Source organism: Neobacillus sp. GCM10023253 (assembly GCF_042653105.1).
In the GTDB taxonomy this organism is placed as follows: Bacteria; Bacillota; Bacilli; order Bacillales; family Cytobacillaceae; genus Neobacillus; species Neobacillus citreus.
Genome location: NZ_JBHSHV010000008.1, coordinates 409,999 through 431,666 on the forward strand (window position 1 = coordinate 409,999; position 21,668 = coordinate 431,666).

19 protein-coding genes are annotated in these 21,668 nt (G+C 44.8%); 9 read left to right on the forward strand and 10 right to left on the reverse strand.

Annotated elements, in window-relative coordinates; translation table 11 throughout:
- Positions 1–423: 423 nt before the first annotated feature.
- A complete protein-coding gene (locus ACFPA1_RS12570; protein WP_378583367.1) occupies positions 424–690 on the forward strand; it encodes a hypothetical protein in 267 nt (88 codons plus the stop codon).
- Between the two features lie 57 nt (positions 691–747).
- Here the strand turns inward: ACFPA1_RS12570 and ACFPA1_RS12575 are convergent, their stop codons facing one another.
- From ACFPA1_RS12575 to ACFPA1_RS12590, 4 genes are all read right to left on the reverse strand, one after another.
- Positions 748–1,188, reverse strand: a complete 441-nt coding sequence (locus tag ACFPA1_RS12575; RefSeq protein WP_378583369.1) for a ferritin-like domain-containing protein — start codon at positions 1,186–1,188, stop codon at positions 748–750.
- 411 nt (positions 1,189–1,599) lie between these two features.
- Entirely contained in the window at positions 1,600–2,832 is a 1,233-nt protein-coding gene (locus ACFPA1_RS12580; protein WP_378583371.1) for a sensor histidine kinase, read from the reverse strand.
- A 118-nt stretch (positions 2,833–2,950) separates the two neighbouring features.
- Entirely contained in the window at positions 2,951–3,631 is a 681-nt protein-coding gene (locus ACFPA1_RS12585; RefSeq protein ID WP_378583374.1) for a response regulator transcription factor, read from the reverse strand.
- A 68-nt stretch (positions 3,632–3,699) separates the two neighbouring features.
- Positions 3,700–4,209, reverse strand: coding sequence for a hypothetical protein (locus ACFPA1_RS12590; protein ID WP_378583377.1), 510 nt, complete (start codon positions 4,207–4,209; stop codon positions 3,700–3,702).
- Positions 4,210–4,406: 197 nt separating this feature from the next.
- Between ACFPA1_RS12590 and ACFPA1_RS12595 the strand changes: the two genes are divergently transcribed.
- The 5 genes from ACFPA1_RS12595 to ACFPA1_RS12615 all read left to right on the forward strand — a co-directional run bounded on the left by ACFPA1_RS12595 (position 4,407) and on the right by ACFPA1_RS12615 (position 9,809).
- Positions 4,407–5,033, forward strand: coding sequence for a DUF3267 domain-containing protein (locus ACFPA1_RS12595; RefSeq protein WP_378583379.1), 627 nt, complete (start codon positions 4,407–4,409; stop codon positions 5,031–5,033).
- 96 nt (positions 5,034–5,129) lie between these two features.
- Complete coding sequence (ilvB, locus tag ACFPA1_RS12600) at positions 5,130–6,842, forward strand: biosynthetic-type acetolactate synthase large subunit (protein WP_378583382.1); 1,713 nt, start codon at positions 5,130–5,132, stop codon at positions 6,840–6,842.
- 150 nt (positions 6,843–6,992) lie between these two features.
- Positions 6,993–9,071 carry a molybdopterin-containing oxidoreductase family protein gene (locus tag ACFPA1_RS12605; RefSeq protein ID WP_378583384.1) on the forward strand — a complete coding sequence of 693 codons (2,079 nt, stop codon included), beginning with the start codon at positions 6,993–6,995 and terminating at the stop codon, positions 9,069–9,071.
- Between the two features lie 150 nt (positions 9,072–9,221).
- A complete protein-coding gene (locus ACFPA1_RS12610) occupies positions 9,222–9,464 on the forward strand; it encodes a hypothetical protein (protein WP_378583387.1) in 243 nt (80 codons plus the stop codon).
- A 30-nt stretch (positions 9,465–9,494) separates the two neighbouring features.
- The gene (locus ACFPA1_RS12615; RefSeq protein ID WP_378583388.1) at positions 9,495–9,809 is read left to right on the forward strand and encodes a carboxymuconolactone decarboxylase family protein; all 315 of its coding nucleotides are present in this window, start codon (positions 9,495–9,497) and stop codon (positions 9,807–9,809) included.
- A 153-nt stretch (positions 9,810–9,962) separates the two neighbouring features.
- Here the strand turns inward: ACFPA1_RS12615 and ACFPA1_RS12620 are convergent, their stop codons facing one another.
- The gene (locus ACFPA1_RS12620) at positions 9,963–10,319 is read right to left on the reverse strand and encodes a hypothetical protein (protein ID WP_378583391.1); all 357 of its coding nucleotides are present in this window, start codon (positions 10,317–10,319) and stop codon (positions 9,963–9,965) included.
- Positions 10,320–10,477: 158 nt separating this feature from the next.
- On the reverse strand, positions 10,478–11,314 hold the full coding sequence (locus tag ACFPA1_RS12625; RefSeq protein ID WP_213144048.1) for a YitT family protein: 837 nt from the start codon (positions 11,312–11,314) through the stop codon (positions 10,478–10,480).
- 330 nt (positions 11,315–11,644) lie between these two features.
- Here ACFPA1_RS12625 and ACFPA1_RS12630 point away from each other — a divergent pair, with 330 nt between their 5' ends.
- Positions 11,645–15,187, forward strand: coding sequence for a bifunctional 2',3'-cyclic-nucleotide 2'-phosphodiesterase/3'-nucleotidase (locus ACFPA1_RS12630; protein ID WP_378583395.1), 3,543 nt, complete (start codon positions 11,645–11,647; stop codon positions 15,185–15,187).
- Positions 15,188–15,337: 150 nt separating this feature from the next.
- Here ACFPA1_RS12630 and ACFPA1_RS12635 read toward each other — a convergent pair whose 3' ends face one another.
- Complete coding sequence (locus ACFPA1_RS12635; RefSeq protein WP_378583397.1) at positions 15,338–17,293, reverse strand: bifunctional 2',3'-cyclic-nucleotide 2'-phosphodiesterase/3'-nucleotidase; 1,956 nt, start codon at positions 17,291–17,293, stop codon at positions 15,338–15,340.
- 180 nt (positions 17,294–17,473) lie between these two features.
- On the opposite strand from ACFPA1_RS12635, the gene ACFPA1_RS12640 reads away from it, so the two are divergent.
- Positions 17,474–17,893, forward strand: a complete 420-nt coding sequence (locus ACFPA1_RS12640; protein WP_378583400.1) for a VanZ family protein — start codon at positions 17,474–17,476, stop codon at positions 17,891–17,893.
- A gap of 67 nt (positions 17,894–17,960) precedes the next feature.
- Here ACFPA1_RS12640 and ACFPA1_RS12645 read toward each other — a convergent pair whose 3' ends face one another.
- The 3 genes from ACFPA1_RS12645 to ACFPA1_RS12655 all read right to left on the reverse strand — a co-directional run bounded on the left by ACFPA1_RS12645 (position 17,961) and on the right by ACFPA1_RS12655 (position 20,003).
- Positions 17,961–18,836 (reverse strand): ADP-ribosylglycohydrolase family protein, encoded by an 876-nt coding sequence (locus ACFPA1_RS12645; protein WP_378583402.1) that lies wholly within the window; start codon positions 18,834–18,836, stop codon positions 17,961–17,963.
- A gap of 98 nt (positions 18,837–18,934) precedes the next feature.
- Positions 18,935–19,375 (reverse strand): NUDIX hydrolase, encoded by a 441-nt coding sequence (locus ACFPA1_RS12650; RefSeq protein ID WP_378583403.1) that lies wholly within the window; start codon positions 19,373–19,375, stop codon positions 18,935–18,937.
- 163 nt (positions 19,376–19,538) lie between these two features.
- Positions 19,539–20,003 carry a hypothetical protein gene (locus tag ACFPA1_RS12655; protein WP_378583406.1) on the reverse strand — a complete coding sequence of 155 codons (465 nt, stop codon included), beginning with the start codon at positions 20,001–20,003 and terminating at the stop codon, positions 19,539–19,541.
- A gap of 269 nt (positions 20,004–20,272) precedes the next feature.
- Here ACFPA1_RS12655 and ACFPA1_RS12660 point away from each other — a divergent pair, with 269 nt between their 5' ends.
- On the forward strand, positions 20,273–21,571 hold the full coding sequence (locus tag ACFPA1_RS12660) for an NCS2 family permease (protein WP_378583408.1): 1,299 nt from the start codon (positions 20,273–20,275) through the stop codon (positions 21,569–21,571).
- Positions 21,572–21,668: the final 97 nt, after the last annotated feature.

The following is a 21,668-nucleotide window of genomic DNA, read 5'->3' on the forward strand; positions in this document are numbered from 1 at the left end:
GGAAATAGGGGTATTTCCCAATTTAAACGGAATTTTTCCGTTTATTTTCAAACACAGTGAAATCAACATTCAGTTTTAGCAGAGCATTTTTTAATAAAATTTATCCGTACAATGGGTTTTCAGTTAATTTTGATAGTGTTTTAAAGACAGGTCGGGAAAATAGGTTATGGTGGACTGATCATTCAATAAGGGGATTTTTTTCAGCGGATATGTAGGACTTGTAGCTGCTCCTTGGACACGCTCCTTCCGTGTCATTTTCATCACTCCTCAATTTTTGTTTATAAGTTGACCTTTTTATTATACAAGTATTTTCTTGGATAGTTTCGGTTTCTAAAAAATGTAACAAAAAGTTCAAGTCTCCGTTGTAAACTGTTCGTAATACATAAAAGGTCCTACTTGAAAATAATTATTTTATAAGGGGGGATGTTTCTGAATGCAATAAGATTGATTCAAAGGTTGGTTGGTGCAGCACTCTTGATTTTGGGTATATACCTTATTTTCGGAACGCAAGAGTTCTTTGGGACCATATTGATTATCTTGGCTTTCTTAATTTTCCCAAGCATTAAGAAAGAAAAATCCTCTGGCCATCATCATGATGATCGAGACTATTTACATGATACCGCTAATGATAACGATAATAATTATGGCAGGACCGACAGTGGAGGCGATTCAGGTGGCAGTGGGGACTAATCATGTTCCATCTAGCAAAATGTCCCCGGTAAGGAAACTGTTTACCGGGGACATTTTTCATTTTCTTTTTGAAAAAAAGTACAAAAACCACACCGCATGATTCTGTTCATCCGCTGCTGCCCTGCGAAAGACCTCTCTAATAAATGGGTCGTTTGCGGTATCGGAAATTTCCATATAAAAATCGACTGTTTTCTGTTCATCCACCAACGCAAACTCCAGCCCATTCACGTAATTACCGGGACATTCCTCGAGAATTTTGGGCTGCGGATGCTGCCCCGTTAGTCTTCGGTATATTTCCACAAACTGCTGATAATGTTTGATTTCATCCTGGCGAATTTCCAGGATTCGATCTCGCTCTCCCTTGTTAGAAGCCAAATTGGCCAGCTTCGCATAACAATCAATGGCACTGTACTCCCCATTGATCGCCCTCTCCACTTCGCCTATTAATTTATTGCCTTGCCGGTTTAACGCGTCAAGGTAATTTGAATAAGGATACATAGAAAAAAACCTCCCACCCATTCTTATGTAATATCCTATGGGTGGAGGGGGGATTGGTGAAAGGTTATCATAGCTTCGAGCAACTTCAACTTAAAAAGGCCAAGGAAATCTGCGGTGTTATTTCTACAAAATTTCCTGGGAAAACTGCAAGATTCGACTCCTAGGGATGACTTTTTTGGCGCTTCTGGCTGGGCGCCCGCAGTTAGTTGAGAGCAAGTTGGCTCTGTCGAGAGTATTTATCCTTTATGCGAGAGTAAACCGGCTTTATCCGAGAGTATTTGATCCCTATCCAAGAGTAACCGTCGATTATCCGACAGTTACGGTCCCCTATCCGACAATTGCAGCCCGTTATCCGACAGTAAAACTGTGCCATCCGACAGTTACAGCCCTGCTACCGTCAATAAAAGCTGCTTACTCCATCTCAGGTAGGGTAATTCGGAATACCGCTCCGCCCAGTTCCCCATTAAACGCCACAATTGAGCCGCCGTGCCCTTCAACAATGGCTTTGGTAATGGCCAAACCGATTCCCGAGCCGCCAGCGTCACCGCTGTAAAAGCGCTGGAATACTTTTTCAACCTCGCCGGGAGCGAACCCTGGGCCGTCATCGCTGACTTCAATGATCAACGTCTTCCTATTGAATGGTTGCTCAGTCCCCTCAAAGCCATTCACTGTGACCACGGATTCCGCATAGCAGAGTGCATTTCCGAGCAGATTTATCAACGCGCGCTTCATTTTTTCCCGGTCCACCTTCCAAGCTGACACTGACTTTAGATCCACTACAATCCTTACACCCCGCTGGTCGGCAAGGGCCACGACGCTATCAATCGATTCCTGTATAAACTGCTTTAGAGGCCATTCTTGAAACCCGAAGCTGTCCTCCACATTCTCGAGCTTCGCCAAATACGTAATGCCCTCCACAATCCGCTTCAGGCGCTGGCTTTCGGCGATGATAACGTTCAGGCTTTTGTTCACGTCCTCGCCCTTCACCACGCCATCCAAAATTCCCTCGGCATTTCCCTGAATCGCCATTAACGGTGTCTTCAACTCATGGGAGGCATTTTGAAAAAACACCTTTTGCTCCTCATCATACTGTTTCAGCTTGCGTGACATGGCGTTAAAGCTTTCTGCCAGGTCCCCAATTTCATCCCTTGTTGCCAGCCTTATTTCCTGACCTGCACCCCTTAGCGAGAAATTTTTCATCTGCTCCGTCAATACCCTTAGCGGCCGGGTTAGCCCTTTTTGAAAAACAATCCCCAAAATGACAGCAATCACGGCAGAAATAAGCAAACTAACTATCTGGGATCGGCGCATCAGCATGTTCACCTGCTGCACTTGATCCAGACTGGCCACCAGTGTAACGTAGCCTCTTGTCTTCCCGTTTTTTGAAGTAACCGCCGCCGTTTCCGAAACAAAATTCCGGCCTGTGCCTGTGCTTTCCCCTAGGACCTTGTCCAATGTCCCTCCCTCTAAATCCGAATAAACGATTTCCCTCTTCGGTGTCCAAATGATCATTTTCGATGACATCAACCGCTCCGTTACCACCAGCGCTCTGCGGTTCATTAGTTTTTCGCGAATAGCTTCACTTGAAAAAGAAGACCTGCTGAGCAGCTGGCTGATAACTTTAGCTTCCTTCTTCAGCTGCACTTCCGTTTCCTTCAGCAAGTACCGTTGGGACACAAAATGAAAAGTAAAGCTAGTAATTAAAAAAATGCTTATAATTAATATAAAATAAGATAATAACAGTTTCGAGCCAATTTTCATCCTACTCATTGATCCGGTACCCGTAGCCCCAAATTGTGGACAGCTCCACCAAGGACTGGTGCTGGTCTAATTTCTTGCGAATCCGTTTGACCAGGTCGTCAACCAAACGGCCGTCTCCTGCATATTCATAGCCCCAAATAAACTCAAGGAGCTCGTCCCTCGTATATGGCTTTCCTTTATTCTTGGTCAGAAACACTAACAGTTCATATTCCTTTGTGGTAAACCTGATTTCCTGACCGTCTCTTTCTATGTATCTTCTTTCGAGGTCGATGGTGACGTCCCGGATGCTCAATGTTTGCAGCGTTGTGACGGCTGTTGATTTTTCCAGCCGTTTGAAAATATTCTTCATCCGTACCATCAGTTCTCTTGGACTGAATGGCTTCGTCAAATAATCATCTCCACCAAGCTCAAGCCCCAAAATCCGGTCAAATTCGCCGTCCCTTGCTGACACAAAAATGATTGGAACATCACTGACAGCACGGATTTTTTTACACAATTCGAGCCCGTCGAGATGTGGCATCATAATGTCGATTACCAGCAAATCCGGTTTCAGTCGCAGCATTTCCTCATAGACCTGCCGGCCATCGGAAAACAGCGTGACCTTGTAGCCTTCATTTTCGATATATTTTTGTAAAATGTCTCGGATATTCTGCTCGTCATCAACGACAAAAACATGCTTCATCAGCGGCTCACCTCACTTCAATTATATAACAAAGAAGGGATAGCAAAATACACTATCCCCCTTTACTCCTATTGAAAAATAGTAATTAATTTGTCCAATTCGACCTCAATTTGTTTCAATTTTTCATTCACTTGCTGCTGGGTGGCAATCTCCTCTTTAAAGGCTTCACTTCCATCGCCATTTTTCACGGCATCCTTTAAGGATTTACGGTCGCTGTGGCCATCCTTCATAAGGGTTTTTAATTCTTTGTTCATTGATTTTAATTGCTGCTTGGCTTCCTTGGCCTGCTGAAACTTCTCTTTATTGCCGCTGTTTTTCGCTTCTAGCACCAAGTCCAGCAGCTTGTCCTTTTTATCAATAATTTGCGACCTTAGGCTTAGGCGTTCTTTCCTTAGCTGAATAATTTGATGGATTTGGTCTTTGTACTGGCTGGCTAGCTCCAGTCTTGTGCCAAGGTGCCCGCCTGCTGCCTTGGATTCGATTGTTTTAGAATTGCTGGCAGCAGAAACGTTCTGGATGCCATAGGCTCCTCCCAACAGCGCAAGGGCAGCAACGCCTGCAATTAGAGTTTTTTTCATCTTCCATCACTCCTTCACTTGTTTCTAAATCTATGTATAGACAATGGATTCGGCATAACTTTGGGATAATTGTGTAAAAAGTGTGTGAAATTGGCCTACTGTTTTTTGGAATAGGCTATATTTCCAAAAAAACAGAAACCTATCACAACTCTGAACGTATATATCTTTTAGAACTGCTTTAATGATGGAGGTATTTCGTGAAAATAAAAACCAAGTTGCCAGAATTTAATGAAGATGTACACCTTGAGCTGATTAAAAGCAATTGGGTTCCGCTGAAAGAACCTAAACATTTGGTAAGTGCTATTTTTTTGTCTCTTCCATTGATGATGATCAATGGACTTATCTCTAGCGGGATAATAAATCTTTTTTCTCCTCTATCATTGAGGGATTTTGGGCTACACTCCGATTCTATATCATTAACCATCGACTTTGGAGTCATTTTCTTAATCATATTTCTTGTCATTCTTCACGAATTGCTTCATTTAATTTTTATCCCCAATTTTATTAGATCAGAGAATACATTTATTGGGCTAACCTGGTTTGGCGGGTTTGCTGTTACTGAAGAAGTGATTTCAAAATCAAGATTTATCTTGATCACAATAGCACCATTCTTAATTATTTCAGTTGTTTTGCCAGTAATATTAGGTTTCTTCGGACTATTAACTTCGACATTAAAATTTTTAATTATAGTAAATTCATTGGCTTCCTCTGTAGATATGCTGAACCTTCTACTGATAATGAATCAAGTTCCGAATAGTAGTATTTTAAAAAATAACGGGCACAAGACCTATTGGAATCATAAACAAACGGACTTCAAATTTTGAAGCCCTTTTTTGTTTTTAAAAAACAACCCATCCTTGATTTAAATCACATACTTATTTTACCTGATAATTTAAACTATTTAAAAATTAGGAAATCAGGTGAATACATTGTTAACGGAAGTTTTTAAAGTTGATTCGATGTTGGAGGCACTTCATGAACTGGGAGTAGAATGTGTTTTTGGCTGCCATAATGATGGATTGTTTCCAACGGAACTTTCAGGAACACGCTACATTCAATTGCAGCATGAACAGGCGGCCGTCCATGCTGCTGATGGTTACGCCCGGTCCACCGGCAAGCCAGGAGTAGTAATTTTGACAACAGCTGCCGGGGTAACCAGCGGGATCACGGGGATTGCAACTGCCTATAGTGATTCCGTTCCAATCGTTGTTATTGCGGGACCACTTTCAGCCAATCCATTAAACGGAGAGTCCGCCAAAGAATTAGATATTGCCGGAATTACGATGCCGATTACCAAGTATTCTTTTAAAACTGGGGCGGGGCAGCTGCAAGATGTACTTGATAACGCCCTAAAGCTTGCCGTTGAGGGACGCCCCGGGCCGGTCTTGGTGGAGTTGACTACCAAAAGTGTGACGATGGGCGCCGAACGGATGAGCCATAGCCGCGCACCAAGAGGCGAAAGGACTAATGAAGCGGGCAGGAAATCTATTAATCATGCGAAGGAATTAATTGAAAACGCCAGGAAGCCGGTGCTTTTTGTCGGCGGCGGGGTAATTGCTTCGGGGGCTACCAGCCATTTACGGGAAATCGCCGAGCGCTCGCGGATTCCGGTTGTTAGTTCAATGCTCGGGATTGGTGCGATGGATACGGGGAACCCGCTGTTTTTAGGGATGCTTGGGATGCACGGAACGTATGCCGCCAACAAAGCGGTGCACCACTGTGACCTGCTCATCTCGATTGGAGTTCGGTTTAGCGACCGCGTAACGGGTAAGGTGAGCGGCTTTTCGCCAAAGTCGAAAAAAATTCACGTGGACATAGACCCGGCCGAGATCAATAAAATCATTTCCGCAGACCTGCCGATTGTCAAAGACGCCGCTGAGTTCCTTTTTCAATTAAAAGAGGAACTGGATTATGAACAAATCAGGGCAAACGGCGAAATTTGGGTAAATGAGGCGGCGGATTGGAAGCGGACGGTGCCGCGTTTTGAGAAGTCGAAGAGCGTTTTGAGCCCGCAGACGGTGATTCGCACGCTGGACGAGTTTTCTAGAGAGGACACAGTAGTGGTGACGGATGTCGGGCAGCACCAGATTTGGACGACGCATCATTATCAGTTTACGAGACCGCGCACGTTGGTGACGTCAGGCGGGCTGGGCACGATGGGGTACGGACTGCCGGCGGCGATTGGGGCGGCTGCTGGGGTGGCAGGTACTGCAGCTGAGGTCTCCGGGGCCGAGCGTTCGCGTTCTGGGACACCCGTTTTGTGTGTTTCCGGTGACGGTAGCTTTCAAATGAATCTACAGGAATTGATTACCGCTGTCAGGTACCGTCTGCCAATCAAATTAGCGATTTTGAATAACGGTTATTTGGGCATGGTTCGCCAGTGGCAGGAGTTGTTCTATCATGGCCGCTATTCCTCTGTAAAAATCGGCTCGCCGAATTTTGCAGGAGTGGCCGAGGCCTATGGTGTGCCAGGGTATCGGGCTCGAACCGAGGAGGACGCAAGGCGGATTATAGCGGAGGCTATGCGTCTGGATGGACCGGCGCTGATGGAGTTTGACGTGGTTGAGGAAGAGAATGTCTACCCGATGGTTCCGCCAAACCACAGTAATCATCAGCTGATTTTGTCGCGGTGAGGATGGATGGATTTGGACGTCTTTTTATCCAATGACATCCCAGCCCTAAAATGACCTGAGTATGTTTCGCTCTCCTCTTTCTCGATTCGTGACAATCAAGCACCTTCTACGATAGTATTAATCTATCAAGCTCTGTAAAGGAGAATGCTTATGCCTTCCTACGAAAATCTCCCGCGGGATGGGATTTTTCATGCGGTTTGCCCGCTTGACTGTCCAGACCAGTGCGGGCTGTTGCTTCATAAACAGGATGGAAAAATTGTCAAGGTCGAGGGCGACCCGGAACACCCCGTGACAAAAGGGCACATTTGCAATAAGGTTCGGAACATGGCGGAACGGTTTCATGACGAAAAGCGCCTGCAATATCCGCTGAAGCGCGTCGGGGCTAAGGGCGAGGGATGTTTTGCTCGCATTAGCTGGGACGAAGCGCTGAGCACCATCACGGACCACTGGAAGGAACTGATTCAAACGGACGGGCCTGAGAGCATTCTTCTCTATAGCTTTTACGGAAATATGGGGCGGCTCGCTGCTGAAGGTATGGACCGCCGCTTTTGGAACAGGCTTGGTGCATCAAGGCTTGACCGGACCATCTGCAACTCGGCCGGAGCAGTCGGCTACAAGTATACAATGGGCGGCAGCTTTGGAATTGACCCTGAGGATACGATTCACACGAAATTGTTCATTTTCTGGGGCATCAATGCGGTGAGCACGAACATGCACCAGGTGGCTTTGGCGCAAAAGGCCCGCCGAGAAAACGGCGCCAAGATTGTTGTCATCGATGTCCATAAAAATCAGACTGGAAGATTGGCAGATTGGTTTATTCCGATTTTGCCGGGCACGGACAGCGCTTTGGCCCTCGGGTTGATGCACATCCTGTTTGACGAAAACATGGTCGATGAAGACTTTTTAAAAAAATATACTGTTGGGCATGAGGAACTCCGAGAGCATGTGAAGCAATATGACCCGATGGCGGTTTCGGAAATTACCGGGGTTCCAGTTGACGATGTCTATAGATTGGCACGAATGTATGGGACAACATCGCCTTCTTTTATTCGGATTGGCAACGGCCCGCAGCACCACGATAATGGCGGCATGTTTGTCCGGACGGTTTCCTGCCTGCCTGCGTTGACTGGCCAGTGGCTTGTAAAGGGCGGCGGCGCCCTCAAAGGCAATTCTGGATTCTTGGCCCATAATGCAGCAAGGCTGCAACGGCCTGATTTTTTGAAAAATAAAAACACACGCAGTGTGAACATGAATTTGCTTGGCGATGCCTTGTTAACGCTTGACCCACCGGTGAATTCTCTATATGTGTACGGTTCGAACCCGGCGGTTGTGGCCCCTTCAAGCAGAAAGGTGCGTGAAGGGCTTGCCCGTGAAGACTTGTTTACTGTCGTGCACGATTTATTTTTAACAGAAACGGCCAAGTATGCGGATATCGTACTTCCGGCGACATCGTCGTTCGAAAACACCGATTTCTATACTTCGTACTGGCATCATTTTGTGCAGCTGCAGCAGCCTGTCATCGAACCGTTCGGCGAGGCTAAGTCAAATGTCGAGGTGTTCCGACTGCTCGCTGAGCGAATGGGCTTTACGGATACTGCGTTTACTGAGACGGAAGCGGAAATGATTAGGGGTGCGCTCGATAACCCGCAGAATCCTTATTTGGACGGTGTAAACTATGAGGTTCTGGCGGAGCGCCATTATGTGAAGGCTGATGTTAAGCCGCTATTCCCAGGCAGGCTGCCAACGCCAAGCGGGAAAATCGAATTATATTCGGAGCGGATGAAGAAGGACGGGTACCCGCCCCTGCCAACCTACGTGCAATTAGTGGACGATGGCGAGGAGTTTCCGTTTCAATTTGTCCCGGGGCCGAACCATAATTTCCTGAACTCGACTTTCTCTAACAACGATAAGCATGTTTCCTTGGAAAAGGGGCCGCTTCTTTTTATGAATTGGGAGGATGCAGCGCGGCTAGGGATTGAAGATGGTGAACAGGTCCGGGTCTGGAATCATCGCGGCGAGGTTGAGCTGAAAGCCGCTGTTGGGGACAGCGTTCTTTCGGGAGTCGTTGTGACCCAGGGATTATGGGCAGATGAAACCGGGATATCGGACGCTACGGTAAAAACAGAAACAAAGCACTTAGTAAACATCCTCACTCCCGACCGAATTGCCGATATGGGCGGCGGCGCCACCTTCTTCTCCGGCCGGGTAGCAGTCGAAAAACTACAATGAGCTGTAAAAACATACAAAATGTCCGCCAGCGTGAACAGAACGCCTTTTTGTCCACGCTGGGTGCCTGACATACATATCAGACTCCACATTACATTTTCTGAAAATTATGATAAAATGTACGAGCAGGTATCTTATTTAGGAGGTAGTTTGATGGCGAGGATCCCGTATGTGGAGTATGAACAGGCAACGGATGAGACGAAGCAGATGTACAAAAGGCTAGAGAATATGAATGGGCAGGTTGTGAATATTTATAAGCTTCTCGGCAACCATCCAAAGGCGTTGCAGGGATTAATGGGCATGAGCTTGGCAACATACCGTTCAGGGGAATTAGAGCCCCAAATGGCGGAGCTGGTTTATCTCTATACCTCCGCGCTGAACCAATGTCACTACTGAATACCAACCCATATTATGCTCGGTCGGAGCGTGGGTTTATCGAAGGAAAAAGTAGAGCAGCTGCGTCAATGGCGGGACAGTTTGGTATATACCGAAAAAGAAAGGCTGATTTTGGAATATACAGAGGCATTGGTGAAGGACATCCGAATTTCCGATGAATTGTATAAGCGTGTTGCTGAGCAATTTTCGCCAAAACAAATCATCGATATCTGTTTTACCAGTGGGATATCAGGTATTATCAACCGCATCCATGGGACATTTCAAACCGAAGTCGATGAATTAACCCAAAACCATGAATTCGTGAAAGAAAGCCAGGATACTCTAAAGGCAGATTCTAACTCCTAAATAGCCAACTGAATTTTACATTACCAAAAACATAAAAAGGAAGAATCCCAACTTCTAAAGAATGAGGGTCCTTCCTTTTTTTAAATACTTTTAATCATGGAGCAACCGAATGAAAATGTTACGGATTGTATATGCAGATTTTTAATGGAGGTCTTATAACTGAAGATGTATTTTAAGTTTCGCCAGTTCCCGTTCATTTCTAGCTGCCTTTTCCCAAATATGGTCCTGGTCTGCTTGCATGTCGGTTAGCTTAGCATGAATTTCTGCAAATTGTTTTTGGTTTTCGGTACGCATTTCCGAAAGTTCTGCTTTAATCCCTTGCTGTTCACTTCGTAATCCTGACAGTTCTACTTTTATTCCTTGCTGTTCCCCTCGTAATTCCGACAATTCTGCTTTTATTCCTTGCTGTTCCCCACGTAAATCTGACAGTTCAGTTTTAATCCCGCCTACCATTCCAATCAAATTAGAAAGCATTTCTTCTAACCTGTCAAATCGTTTCCCATCGATCACAATCACCTCCCTTTTCTAAAAAATTATACTCCTATATCCTTTTGATTACTATGCCAAAAACAGTAAACCTGTCGAACTATCACATATCATACAACATTCTGTCAGTGTCCATCTCACGTGGACAAAACGCCAATTTATCCATGCACCGTGGCTGACACCTATCCTGCCTTGTACCCTTTCCCCATCATTTCGTGGACATTGTGGACAGTGACGTAGGCGTTTGGGTCGATGTCAGCGATGATGTTTTTAAGTTGGACGATTTCTTGTTTGTTAATGACAATGTAGAGGACTTCTTTCTTCTGTCCGGTGTAGCCGCCATATCCCTCGAGGACGGTGAGGCCGCGTGACATTTTTTCGGTGATGCCAGCTAAAACCACTTCCGGCAAATTAGAAATAATTAGCACAGCTACCCGTTCATCGAGACCTTCGACGATGAAATCTATCGCTTTCGCTCCGACATAGACAATCAGCAGTGTGAACATCGCTTTTTCCAAGCCGATGATGAATATCGACCCTGCCACCACGACAATGTCAATGATAAGCATCGCTTTTCCTATGCTCCAGCCAAAAAATTGATTCGCTAGTCTTGCCAAAATAGTCGTGCCTCCGGATGTTCCTCCCGCGCGAAAAATGAAGCCCAAACCTGCCCCCACCAGCAATCCGGCAAACAACGAGGCAAGCAGGGTATCCTCCGTCAGCTTTCTTCCTATATCCTCTGTTAAAAATAAAAACCCTGAACAGGCTGCAAGTGAAATTAGCGTATAAACGAAGGCTCTTTTTTCAAAGAATTTATACCCGACTAGGATCAGCACGGCATTTAATACGAAGTTCACAACACCTGGCGACCAGCCAAACAAATAGTGAGCCACTATCGTGATCCCTAAAATACCCCCTTCGGAGAGATGGTTTGGGATGGTAAAATAATTCACCCCTATCGCAAAAATAAGGGCGCCGAGAAAAATATATAGCATATCCTTTGCGGTTTTTTTCATCACAATTGCCGTCCTTTGCATAAGTACTTTCTAATAGAATACAACAAATTCTCGTAATTGTTTATGAGTAATAGAAATTTACCTTTTAGGTACTTTTAGACCTACGACTTTCTTCCCTTACGAAACTTGAAAAAGTTTTTTATGATGGAAAAGCTTGGGTGAAAAGTAAGGAAGAACTACCTAAAAAAGGACATAAAACCTCAATTAAGAACGTATTTTTTTAATAGTGCTAGTTTCGTCCTTCAATAAGAACGAATTGGTACATAGACTCTTTTTTAGGGGGGATTCCATTTTCCAGAAGCAAAATGATAGATTACTAGGAGGGCGACTTGGTTGAAAAAGAGAAAAATAACTAAAGCAAAGAAATTTTTATCCGCAGCACTTGCCGTTTCACTTGTTACCGTTCCATTTTTTCCAACAGTAAAAGCTGGTGCGGCAGCCCCGAAAAACAGCAATGCCAATCCAAAGGTAGAACTGCGTCTAATGGAAACGACCGATCTGCATACCAATTTACTTAACTATGACTATTACAAAAATGCAGAATACTTAAAGGTTGGAGTGGCAAGTACTGCCGCACTTGTAAAGGATGCCCGTAAAGAAGTAGAAAACAGTCTTTTGGTCGATAACGGTGACTTGATTCAAGGGACTCCGCTCGGTACCTACTTTGCAAAAATAGAACCGTTAAAGGATGGCCAGGTTCACCCGGTCTTTAAAGCGATGAACCAAATGGGCTATGACATGGCCACCTTAGGTAATCACGAATTCAACTACGGGCTTGATTTTTTAGATGAAGCTTACGATGATGCGAATTTCCCGTTTGTTAACGCCAACGTTTATGTCGATGACCATGACAATAATCCGGAGAATGACGTCAACAAATTTACTCCTTATAGAATTATCAACAAAAAAGTCGTTGATGAGCAAGGCAAGAAGCATGTGATTAAGGTTGGCTTTATCGGCTTTGTACCTCCGCAAATCAACGATTGGGACAAGGCCAATCTAGATGGCAAGGTTATTACGAAAAATATCGTGGACACTGCCAAGAAATTTATTCCGCAAATGCGCGAAGAAGGTGCTGATGTCATTATTGCAATGACGCACTCCGGCTTCAGCGGAAATAAAGCCAACACGGAAGATGTCATTTATGCTTTAAGTGAAGTTCCAGGAATTGATGCGATTACTTTCTCGCATACACATAAGTTGTTCCCGGCAAAGGATCTTAAGTCTTTAGATGGATTGTTCAAAGGTCCCGACGGTAACCCGCTTCCTGGTGTGGATAATGTCAAAGGAACCATCAACGGAGTTCCGGCGGTTCAAGCTGGTTATGGCGGCGGTTCATTAGGAATTATCGACCTTGACCTTGTAAAAGTTAAGGGCAAATGGTCAGTGGCGGATTCTCAGTCTTTAACACGCGAAATTTCTTCGCCAACACAGGTAAAGCCTGTTCAATCCATCGTGGATGCGGTGAAGGCGGACCATGAAGCCACCGTAAAATACGTCAACACTCCAATTGGAAAAACTACAGATGATATTTTCAGCTATTTTGCGCTTGTCCAGGATGACCCATCTATCCAGGTAGTGACAAATGCACAAAAATGGTATGCGGAAAAGTATATTGCTAACAACAAACCTGAGCTTCAAAACCTGCCAATTCTTTCTGTTGGCGCACCTTTCAAAGCAGGCCGTAATGGAGTGGCTGAATATACAGAAATTAATGCAGGCGATTTAACAATACGCAGTGCAGGTGATTTATATCTGTATGACAATACTTTGAAAGCTGTTAAAGTCAAAGGTTCTGTTGTTAAAGAATGGATTGAAATGACCGCTGGGAAATACAATACTATTGATCCTAGTAAAACAGAAGAACAAGCTCTGTTAAATCCTTCGTTTCCGGTTTATAACTTTGACGTCATTGATGGGGTTAACTATCAAATAGATGTAACTGCACCAGCTAAATACGATCCGGCAGGAAATGTTATTAATCCAAACTCAAGCCGTGTAGTAAATCTTACTTACAACGGTCAGCCTGTCGATCCAAACCAAGACTTTATCGTGGTAACAAACAACTATCGGGCTGGTGGCGGCGGTAACTTCCCTGGTCTTAAGGGTGCTGAACTCGTTATTGACTCTGCTGATGAAAACCGCCAAGTTTTAATGGATTATATCTCAGAAAAGCAAGAAATCACACCAACAGCTGATAATAACTGGTCCATTGCACCAATCCCTGGAAACGTGAACGTGACTTTTACATCTTCGCCAGTTGCTGAGAAATATACTACAGGTGGCGGCAATATTACCTATACTGGAAAAACAGATCCAGCAGGCTTCGGTATTTTTAAATTAGACATTGGCTTCACGCCAGTAAATGTTCAACTCCTCGGTTTAAATGATTTACACGGCCAGCTTGATACAGATACAAAACTAACAAGAAACGGCCAAAGTGTTTTAGCGGGAAGTATGGAGTACACTGCTGCAGCGCTCCGTCAGCGCGAGGCCACAAATACAAATACCTTGCTCGTAAATTCTGGAGACATGATTGGCGGCAGTCCGTTAATTTCTGCGCTTTTTCAAGATGAACCAACTGTAGAAGTAATGGAGTCATTGGGCATGGATGTCGGCGCACTTGGAAACCATGAATTCGACGAAGGTATTGCCGAACTGCGCCGTATGATCAATGGAGGCGAGCATCCAGGAGGTAAAGGCACACCTGGCTATGATGGAATGAACTTTCCTGTTGTAGCAGCAAATGCTTACGATAAATCAACAGGTCAATTAATTACAGCCCCTTATACAGTTAAAGAAGTAGGCGGGGTAAAAATTGGTTTTATCGGTGTCATCACACAGGAAACTCCTGATATGATTGTGACCAAAGGAAATGAAAATCTGCAAATTACCGATGAAGCTGAAGCCATTAACAAGTACACAGCCGAATTAAAAGCCCAAGGCATAGAAGCAATCGTCGTTCTCGCCCATAATCCTGCGGCACAAAACGGCTATACCGATTCATTCGATGCTTCAAGAATTGCAGAAAACGTAGACGATGAAGTGGATGTTATCTTCGCAGCTCATAATCATGTTTATAATAACAAAGTTGTTGACAACAAGTTAATTGTCCAAGCCTATTCATACGGTTCTGCCTTCTCTGATGTTGATCTGGTCATCAATCCTAAAACTGGTGACATTATCAAGAAAGAAGGGGAAATTGTTACCGTTTATCAAGATCAATACACTCCGGATCCTCAAGTGTCCGCCATTATGAAAAAATATGAAGATCAAATTGCCCCAATTAAGGCCGAGGTAGTGGGTAACTCTGCAACTACATTAGTAAAAGGCTACCCTTCTGCCACAACGGAAATTGGCGACAATGGGCTGGGCAACTTAATTGCTGATGGTATGAAAGATGCTATGAACAGTGACTTTGCTTTAATGAATGGCGGCGGAGTCCGTGCTAATTTAGATGCAGGAGAGGTTACCTTTGGTGACTTATTCTCCATTCAGCCATTTGGCAATGTGTTAAATAAAATCAACCTGAGCGGTGCCGATTTGCGAGAAGTATTGAACAAGCAAATTACCGCAAGAGGCCTTGACTTCCATATTGCCGGGTTCAAGTATACCTACACTTATGACAGCAGTGCTGGAACTGGCCAGGTTGTTGACATCTTCTTGCCGGATGGCAGCAAAATTGACCCAGCCAAAGAGTATTCCGTTGTTGTAAACAACTATATGTATGGCAATGCCAGCTACGGTATTGGAGCTCTGGCAACAGGGTTAGAAGTTGGTTCAGATGACCTGCAGGCAACTGTAGACTATGTGAAGACACTGCCTTCTCCATTTACTTACCAAGCGGAAGGCAGGATTCAAAAAATAACACAATAATAGTTCTACTTTAACAAAACATCCTGACAGGGAACCCCTTAGTCAGGATGTTTTTTAAATTCGGATGTATCTTTAAAAACCTTGTAAACCAAGGCAGCGCTCGGCAATGTTCGCCTGGGGTGGACATTGTCCACGAGCGGTCCTGACACCTTAGTGTGTAAGGTCGATCGAATACTTCCCAAACCCGCCACTCGATGGTCCGATGTATTGAATATTTTTAAATAGCTTCGTATAATCCTGCGCTTTTGGCGAGGATTCGAATACAGGGACCACTGTGCCCTGGAATTTTGCAATTGACCAGTTCTGATCCGCAGACGGATTAATCGTTTTGTTTTCACGAATATAGTTCGTGATGATTTGACGGTTTTCATCCGGCGACTGAAGAATGACTTCACCCTGGCTAACTCCCGGGAAGGTTTTGCTAGATGCCCGGTAGTTGTTTGTCGCAACAATAAACTTCTGGTCAGCTGTAACCGGTTTGCCCTGATAAGTTAGGTTCACGATTCGGCTCGAATCCGGATTAATCAGTTTACCGTTATAATCATATTTCGCAGGCTTGGTCACATCCACCTGGTACTGAACACCGTCTATGATATCAAAATTATAGGACCGGAAATCTGGATTAATTAGCTGCTGCTCGCCTCCCGCTGCCGGATTCAACTGGTTGAATTGCCCCGCACTCATTTCGAGCCAATCCTTTAGCTGAGCACCATTCACTAACACAGCGTTAAGTGTATTCGGATACAAATACAAGTCAGCGACATTTTTGATAGCCAAGGTTCCTTCTGGGATATCCGTATAATAGCTGGACCCCCCGCGTCCGCCGGCTTTAAAGGGTGCTGCCGCCGAAAGGACCGGAATGCCTGCAAATTTGCTGTAGGTTGGATCCTTTAATTTTTCAACCAAATACTCCGTTTGCGCATTATTGACGATTTGCACGGACGGGTCGTCCTGGACAAGGGCAAAATAACTAAAAATCGGTGCGGTAGTCTCGCCAATCGGCTGGTTGACGTAATCAATCGTACCGATATGCTCCGGTAAGATTTCTTTCATTAACGCTTCATCAGTTGCCACAAGAGAATTGCCTTTTTCATCGGCAATCGGTCTGAGCGTGCTCGTGCCGCCAGCGACCGCCCATTTTCCACGAATTTTTTGCAACTTAAGGTCAATGACACCCAAATGGCTTCCGAACGAACCCGCCATTACGACCGGTTTACCGTAGATAGTTCCTTTTTCAAGATTGGTATTTGGCAGATTCGCATAGAGCGGACCGGGGAAAAAGTTATGCGAATGCCCAGTAAATACGGCGTCGATGCCTCTGATTTGTGTTAAGTAGTAGGCTGCATTTTCCATGTCAGGTGAATAGGGTTCAGCACTGATTCCGGTGTGGGCAAGTGCCACAATCACGTCTGCCCCCTTCTTTTTCATTTCCGGGACAAATTTTTTCGCCGATTCTACAATCGACTTGGTGGTTACCTTGCCCTCTAAATTAGCTTTATCCCATTCCATGATTTGCGGCGGCACAAAGCCAATGACTCCGACTTTAATGACGTGATTTTGCCCCTCATCATCGATCACTTTTTTGTTAAAAATAACATAAGGCTCAAAATAATGTTTTCCTGTAGCGGCGTCGTATACATTGGCGTTGACGACGGGCATTTTCGCCCCTTCAAAGGCACGGGTCAGAAAATCCAGCCCATAATTAAACTCATGATTGCCGACGGTGACCGCATCGTACCCGAGCATATTAAAGGCCCTTGTAACCGGGTGGACATCACCGTCTTTTAGCCCTCTTACCTTTGCGACATAATCACCCAAGGGATTCCCTTGAATATTATCTCCGTTGTCAAAAAGCAATGAGTTTTTTACCTCGCTGCGGGCTTGTTTTATCAAGGTGGACGTTTTTACCAGCCCCACCTTGTTATCTTCTTTTGTCTGGTAATAATCATAGTTTGCTAAAAATACATGCAAATCGGTGGTTTCAAGCAGGCGTAATTGAACCGCAGGATCCTCCCTTACTGCGTTGGCTAATTTCGGAAAAATATGACCTGTGAGCTGCCCGGCTATCAAGAGCAACAAGACAGCCACAAACGTTATCCTCTTCATTAAAGAAAAATCCTCCCCTTACCTGTCAAAAAATCATACAAACAAAAATAGTATTTGTAGAATGATTTAGAATATGAATTAAAATGGAGAAATTTAAGGGAAACCAAGGCCATCAGCAAGTCTAAGCGAGTATAAAATAAATTCCCGAAGACCAAAATGGAGGCTAGAGGAGGCACTTTTATGAGAGTTTTACTAATCCTACTTTGTGCGGGAGCCATTTTTGTTTCTACGTGTACATATAGCTTTGATCAATTCATACAGTTTGGAGAGATTCGGTTTAAGTGGGAACGTCATCCAAACTTATCTGTGTTCTTGGAGCCATTGCCATCCCATCTTAGTGGTGATTTTCTGCTTCAAAAAGTGGGGCATTTCAGCGCATTCTTCATCCTGACACTGCTGCTCCAATCACGGTTTCAAGCGAAAGGGGTGGCGCTGATTCTGGCCATTTCCTACGGGGTATTCACCGAGATTCTACAATTATACTTTAACCGCGATGGCAGACTGTTTGATATTGGGTTTGACTCCGCCGGCGTTTTTATCGCGCTTTTTGTTAGCAGCTTTATACCTAGACAGCAATCTAGAGATATTCATTTTAAATAAAAAAGTTGGCCGTCCCACTAGGGTTTGACCAGCTTTTTTATTCTTGTTTAAAATGGCTCAGCTATTTCTATTTGACTAATTCATAGAGATTTAATCCTAGCTCTTCTAACTCGCCCTTTACAAGCAATACATCACAGTACCCTCGTGGCAGCTCTTTATAGCCACAGGCTAAGCCCGCTAATCCGCCTGCGATGGCGGCGACTGTGTCCGTGTCATACCCTTCGTTGGCCGCACCAATCACAACGTCTAAGAAGGATTCGCAGTTGAGAAGCCAGTATAAGACCCAATGCATGGTGTTTACAACGAAACCATCCGGCGGGGGTGTGGGCCTTTGCCCATTTAAAGCAGGTTCATAGATGGTTCCCTTGATTTCAGCTTGGATGGCCTCCTTCAGTCCTGTGCCATGAAGGACGTGATAGGCGACTCGGTTATAGAAGACACAAGCTTCATCGGCTAAGGAGTCATAATGTGTCATTTTAGATTGTTCCCTTGTCACTTGTTCTACTTTTTCGAGGTCCCGGTACGCTAATGCAACGGGAAGGCAGCGCATTAATGTGCCATTGCCTGCAGATTTACCGCCAAGATAGTGGTTATGGGCTTTTTCAGCAGCGGTTGCCCAGCTGCCCCCGCTGTATGTACTTAAAACCGCACGAATGATGTTGCCAATATCTTTAGGGTTCGTCGCATACCATTTTAAAAATTCTTCCCCAATCGATTCGATCGGGCTTTCTGGATTCTTTAGGATCCCCATTGCAACAGCCACGGTCATGGCCGTATCGTCAGTGGTTTCCCCTTTTGCCAGGTTCCAGACCCCGCCGCCGATAATCTCGGTCACCTTCCCATATTTTCTGCGAATTTCTTCGCTTGTTAAAAATTCGGTCGTGCCGCCCAGAGCGTCGCCAATGGCCAGACCGAAAAGGGCGCCTTTAATTTTGTCTAACATATCCTCACCTCTTTGTTCATTAAAACTTATGGCGCATGGGTGGTGCGTTAGGGTGACTGTACGCAACAGAAATGATGCATAAGAACCGTCCCCATGTATCATCCAAACGTGTTAATAATGCTAGCCACTAACGGGCTTGTCTTTTCTGGGAGATTTTCGATGTCAAAAAATCCAGCATCTATTGTTTCATGCCCATCAATTTTGATATTTGCGTTTTTAATATCTTTTGATTTGTATGCAATCGTGACGGGATAGAATTGGTCGCCATTCGGCAGCTCGACAAAATACTGCTTTCCCGAGAAGACCCCGGCCAGCTCGAGTTCGCCAATCTTGACTCCCGTTTCTTCGAATACTTCGCGTCTTGCCGCTTCTTCTGCTGACTCACCTAGTTCCAGAAGACCGCCAGGCAGCCCCCACATTCCGTTTTGTCTTTTTTGGAGAAGAAGTCTTCCTTGGTCATCGATTGCCCCTACGCAGGCACCAACCAAAATCAATGGGCGTGTTCCAACAAGTTTCCGTAAATCTTCTATGTATCCCATTAGAACCTCCAGTATATTGTTTATATTTACTGTTCTTAATTCGAGAAACATCTATTAGATTCCTCCGTACTAAAGGACAAACCTCAACAGCTATACAGGCACAGCCGGGACAACTGTCCGCCTGAGGCGGACACAGTCCACGAGCGGTGCCTGACACCATCTATTACTGACCATTGTAATCCCAAAGAATACACCATTTTTCTTTTTCTTTGACGGCGAAGACATCTTGTTTGAGTTCGAAGTATCCGTATTTTCCTTTATAGGTTTGGGTAACAAGGATTTTGTAGACATTTTTGAAGGCAGGTCCTTCTTTCGACATTTCCCATTTATCCAGTTTCTCAGCACCATCAAGTGTATAGGTAAAAGTTTCAACCCCGAAATGATTCATAAATACATGGGCGCGATCCTGAATATAGGCGCCTTTGCCAAATCTTTTCTTCATCTCGGAATGGAACAGCGCCCAGGAACTGGCGAAATCACCCTGCTGCTCATATTGATAAAACTCATTCACCACAGCTACTGCCTGCTGGTCCGATGAAACAAAAACACATCTCACCAGCATCAAAACAGCAGCTATCAACAAAATCCCCATAAACAGCCCTTTTACTGGTACATTTCTTCTCCTCATGATGCACTCCTTTACGATGGAAAAGCCTATATACCAAAGAATATGTCTTAACACGTCCAAATAGTAGCACTTTAGACCAGGAGCTGTCGGGACAAGTGTCCACCCTGGGCGGACATTTGTCCACGGACGGTTACTGACACCTTTGTTGACAGCCTTATAATAATCATTAAAATGTATGGGAAATATAAAATTACCTATTGCAAGTTTATTTAAATACGAATAATATTATAAAGTATTTATTACATTGTTCGTGTTTTGGAGGAACTAAGATGTTTAAACTTACAGAAAATGGTACAAACGTAAGAACAGAAGTACTTGCAGGGATCACTACATTCTTCACGATGGTGTATATCGTCGTGGTAAACCCGGTTATTCTTGCTGATGCGGGCGTTCCGTTTGATCAGGTTTTCACTGCCACTATTTTAGCTACTGTTGTGGGCTGTCTGTGGATGGCACTGTTCGCCAACTACCCTATCGCCATCGCGCCAGGAATGGGGCTGAACGCCTACTTTGCCTATTCCGTCGTCGGCGGTCAGCACATCAGCTACACTACCGCCTTTGCTGCTGTTTTTGTAGCAGGTATTATTTTTGTCATCTTGTCATTAACTCCCATCAGGGAAAAATTAATTGAAGCCATTCCGGAGAATCTGAAGCATGGAATTACCGCCGGGATTGGTCTGTTTATCGCTTTTATCGGCCTGCGGCTAACCAAAATCATCGTCGCGGACCCAGTCAATCTAGTCCGTCTCGGCGATCTTCATTCAGCATCTGCTCTGTTAACCATTTTAGGACTAGCCGTTACTCTTATCCTTATGGTTTTAAGAGTGAACGGGGCTTTATTTTTCGGGATGATTATCACTGGAATTGTTGCCTTTTTCACCGGACAGCTTTCTTTTGATAAAGGTTTCCTATCCTTCCCTTCACTTCCAGAAGGGTTTATGGTCGCCAATCCCATCACAGCGCTTGGCGATGTCGTTCATCACAGCCTTTACGCGGTTGTTTTTTCTTTCATTTTAGTAACGATTTTTGACACAACCGGAACGATGGTCGGGGTTGCAAACCAGGCGGGATTAATGAAGGGTGACAAGCTGCCTCGGGCACGTCACGCTTTGCTGTCTGACTCCGTGGCTACTGCAATTGGGGCAATGTTTGGGACAAGCCCAACCACGGCCTATATTGAGTCAACATCCGGGGTTGCCGCCGGCGGCCGGACTGGCTTGACCACTCTTACGGTTGCCGTTCTGTTTATCTTGTCCGCTTTCTTTGGGCCGCTAGTCGGTGCCGTTTCCGGCATTTCAGCCATCACTTCACCGGCGTTGATTATTGTCGGAAGCCTGATGATGGGTAACATTGCAAAAATCCGCTGGAGCGAGCTTGAGGAAGCGTTCCCTGCTTTCTTGACGATTTTGGCCATGCCGCTCACTTCGAGCATTTCAACTGGTATCGCCCTTGGCTTTATAAGCTATCCGCTGTTAAAATTGGTCAAAGGAAAAGGGCGTGACGTACATCCGCTTGTCTATGTTTTTGCGGTGCTGTTCTTCATCCAGCTTGCCTTTTTACAGCATTAAAAAACGCTAATATGCAAAAAAGTCCAATCCGCTGATGAATCGATGCGAATTGGACTTTTTTAATTTTAAAATTTCCGATCCTTTGGGTAAAGTTCCA

Excerpts from the sequence above, each read along its gene's own strand:
- ACFPA1_RS12570 (WP_378583367.1), top strand. The coding sequence starts at position 424 with ATGTTTCTGAATGCAATAAGATTGATTCAAAGGTTGGTTGGTGCAGCA.
- ACFPA1_RS12575 (WP_378583369.1), bottom strand. The coding sequence starts at position 1,188 with ATGTATCCTTATTCAAATTACCTTGACGCGTTAAACCGGCAAGGCAAT.
- ACFPA1_RS12585 (WP_378583374.1), bottom strand. The coding sequence starts at position 3,631 with ATGAAGCATGTTTTTGTCGTTGATGACGAGCAGAATATCCGAGACATT.
- ACFPA1_RS12590 (WP_378583377.1), bottom strand. The coding sequence starts at position 4,209 with ATGAAAAAAACTCTAATTGCAGGCGTTGCTGCCCTTGCGCTGTTGGGA.
- ACFPA1_RS12605 (WP_378583384.1), top strand. The coding sequence starts at position 6,993 with ATGCCTTCCTACGAAAATCTCCCGCGGGATGGGATTTTTCATGCGGTT.
- ACFPA1_RS12610 (WP_378583387.1), top strand. The coding sequence starts at position 9,222 with ATGGCGAGGATCCCGTATGTGGAGTATGAACAGGCAACGGATGAGACG.
- ACFPA1_RS12635 (WP_378583397.1), bottom strand. The coding sequence starts at position 17,293 with ATGAAGAGGATAACGTTTGTGGCTGTCTTGTTGCTCTTGATAGCCGGG.
- ACFPA1_RS12640 (WP_378583400.1), top strand. The coding sequence starts at position 17,474 with ATGAGAGTTTTACTAATCCTACTTTGTGCGGGAGCCATTTTTGTTTCT.
- ACFPA1_RS12645 (WP_378583402.1), bottom strand. The coding sequence starts at position 18,836 with ATGTTAGACAAAATTAAAGGCGCCCTTTTCGGTCTGGCCATTGGCGAC.
- ACFPA1_RS12650 (WP_378583403.1), bottom strand. The coding sequence starts at position 19,375 with ATGGGATACATAGAAGATTTACGGAAACTTGTTGGAACACGCCCATTG.
- ACFPA1_RS12655 (WP_378583406.1), bottom strand. The coding sequence starts at position 20,003 with ATGAGGAGAAGAAATGTACCAGTAAAAGGGCTGTTTATGGGGATTTTG.
- ACFPA1_RS12660 (WP_378583408.1), top strand. The coding sequence starts at position 20,273 with ATGTTTAAACTTACAGAAAATGGTACAAACGTAAGAACAGAAGTACTT.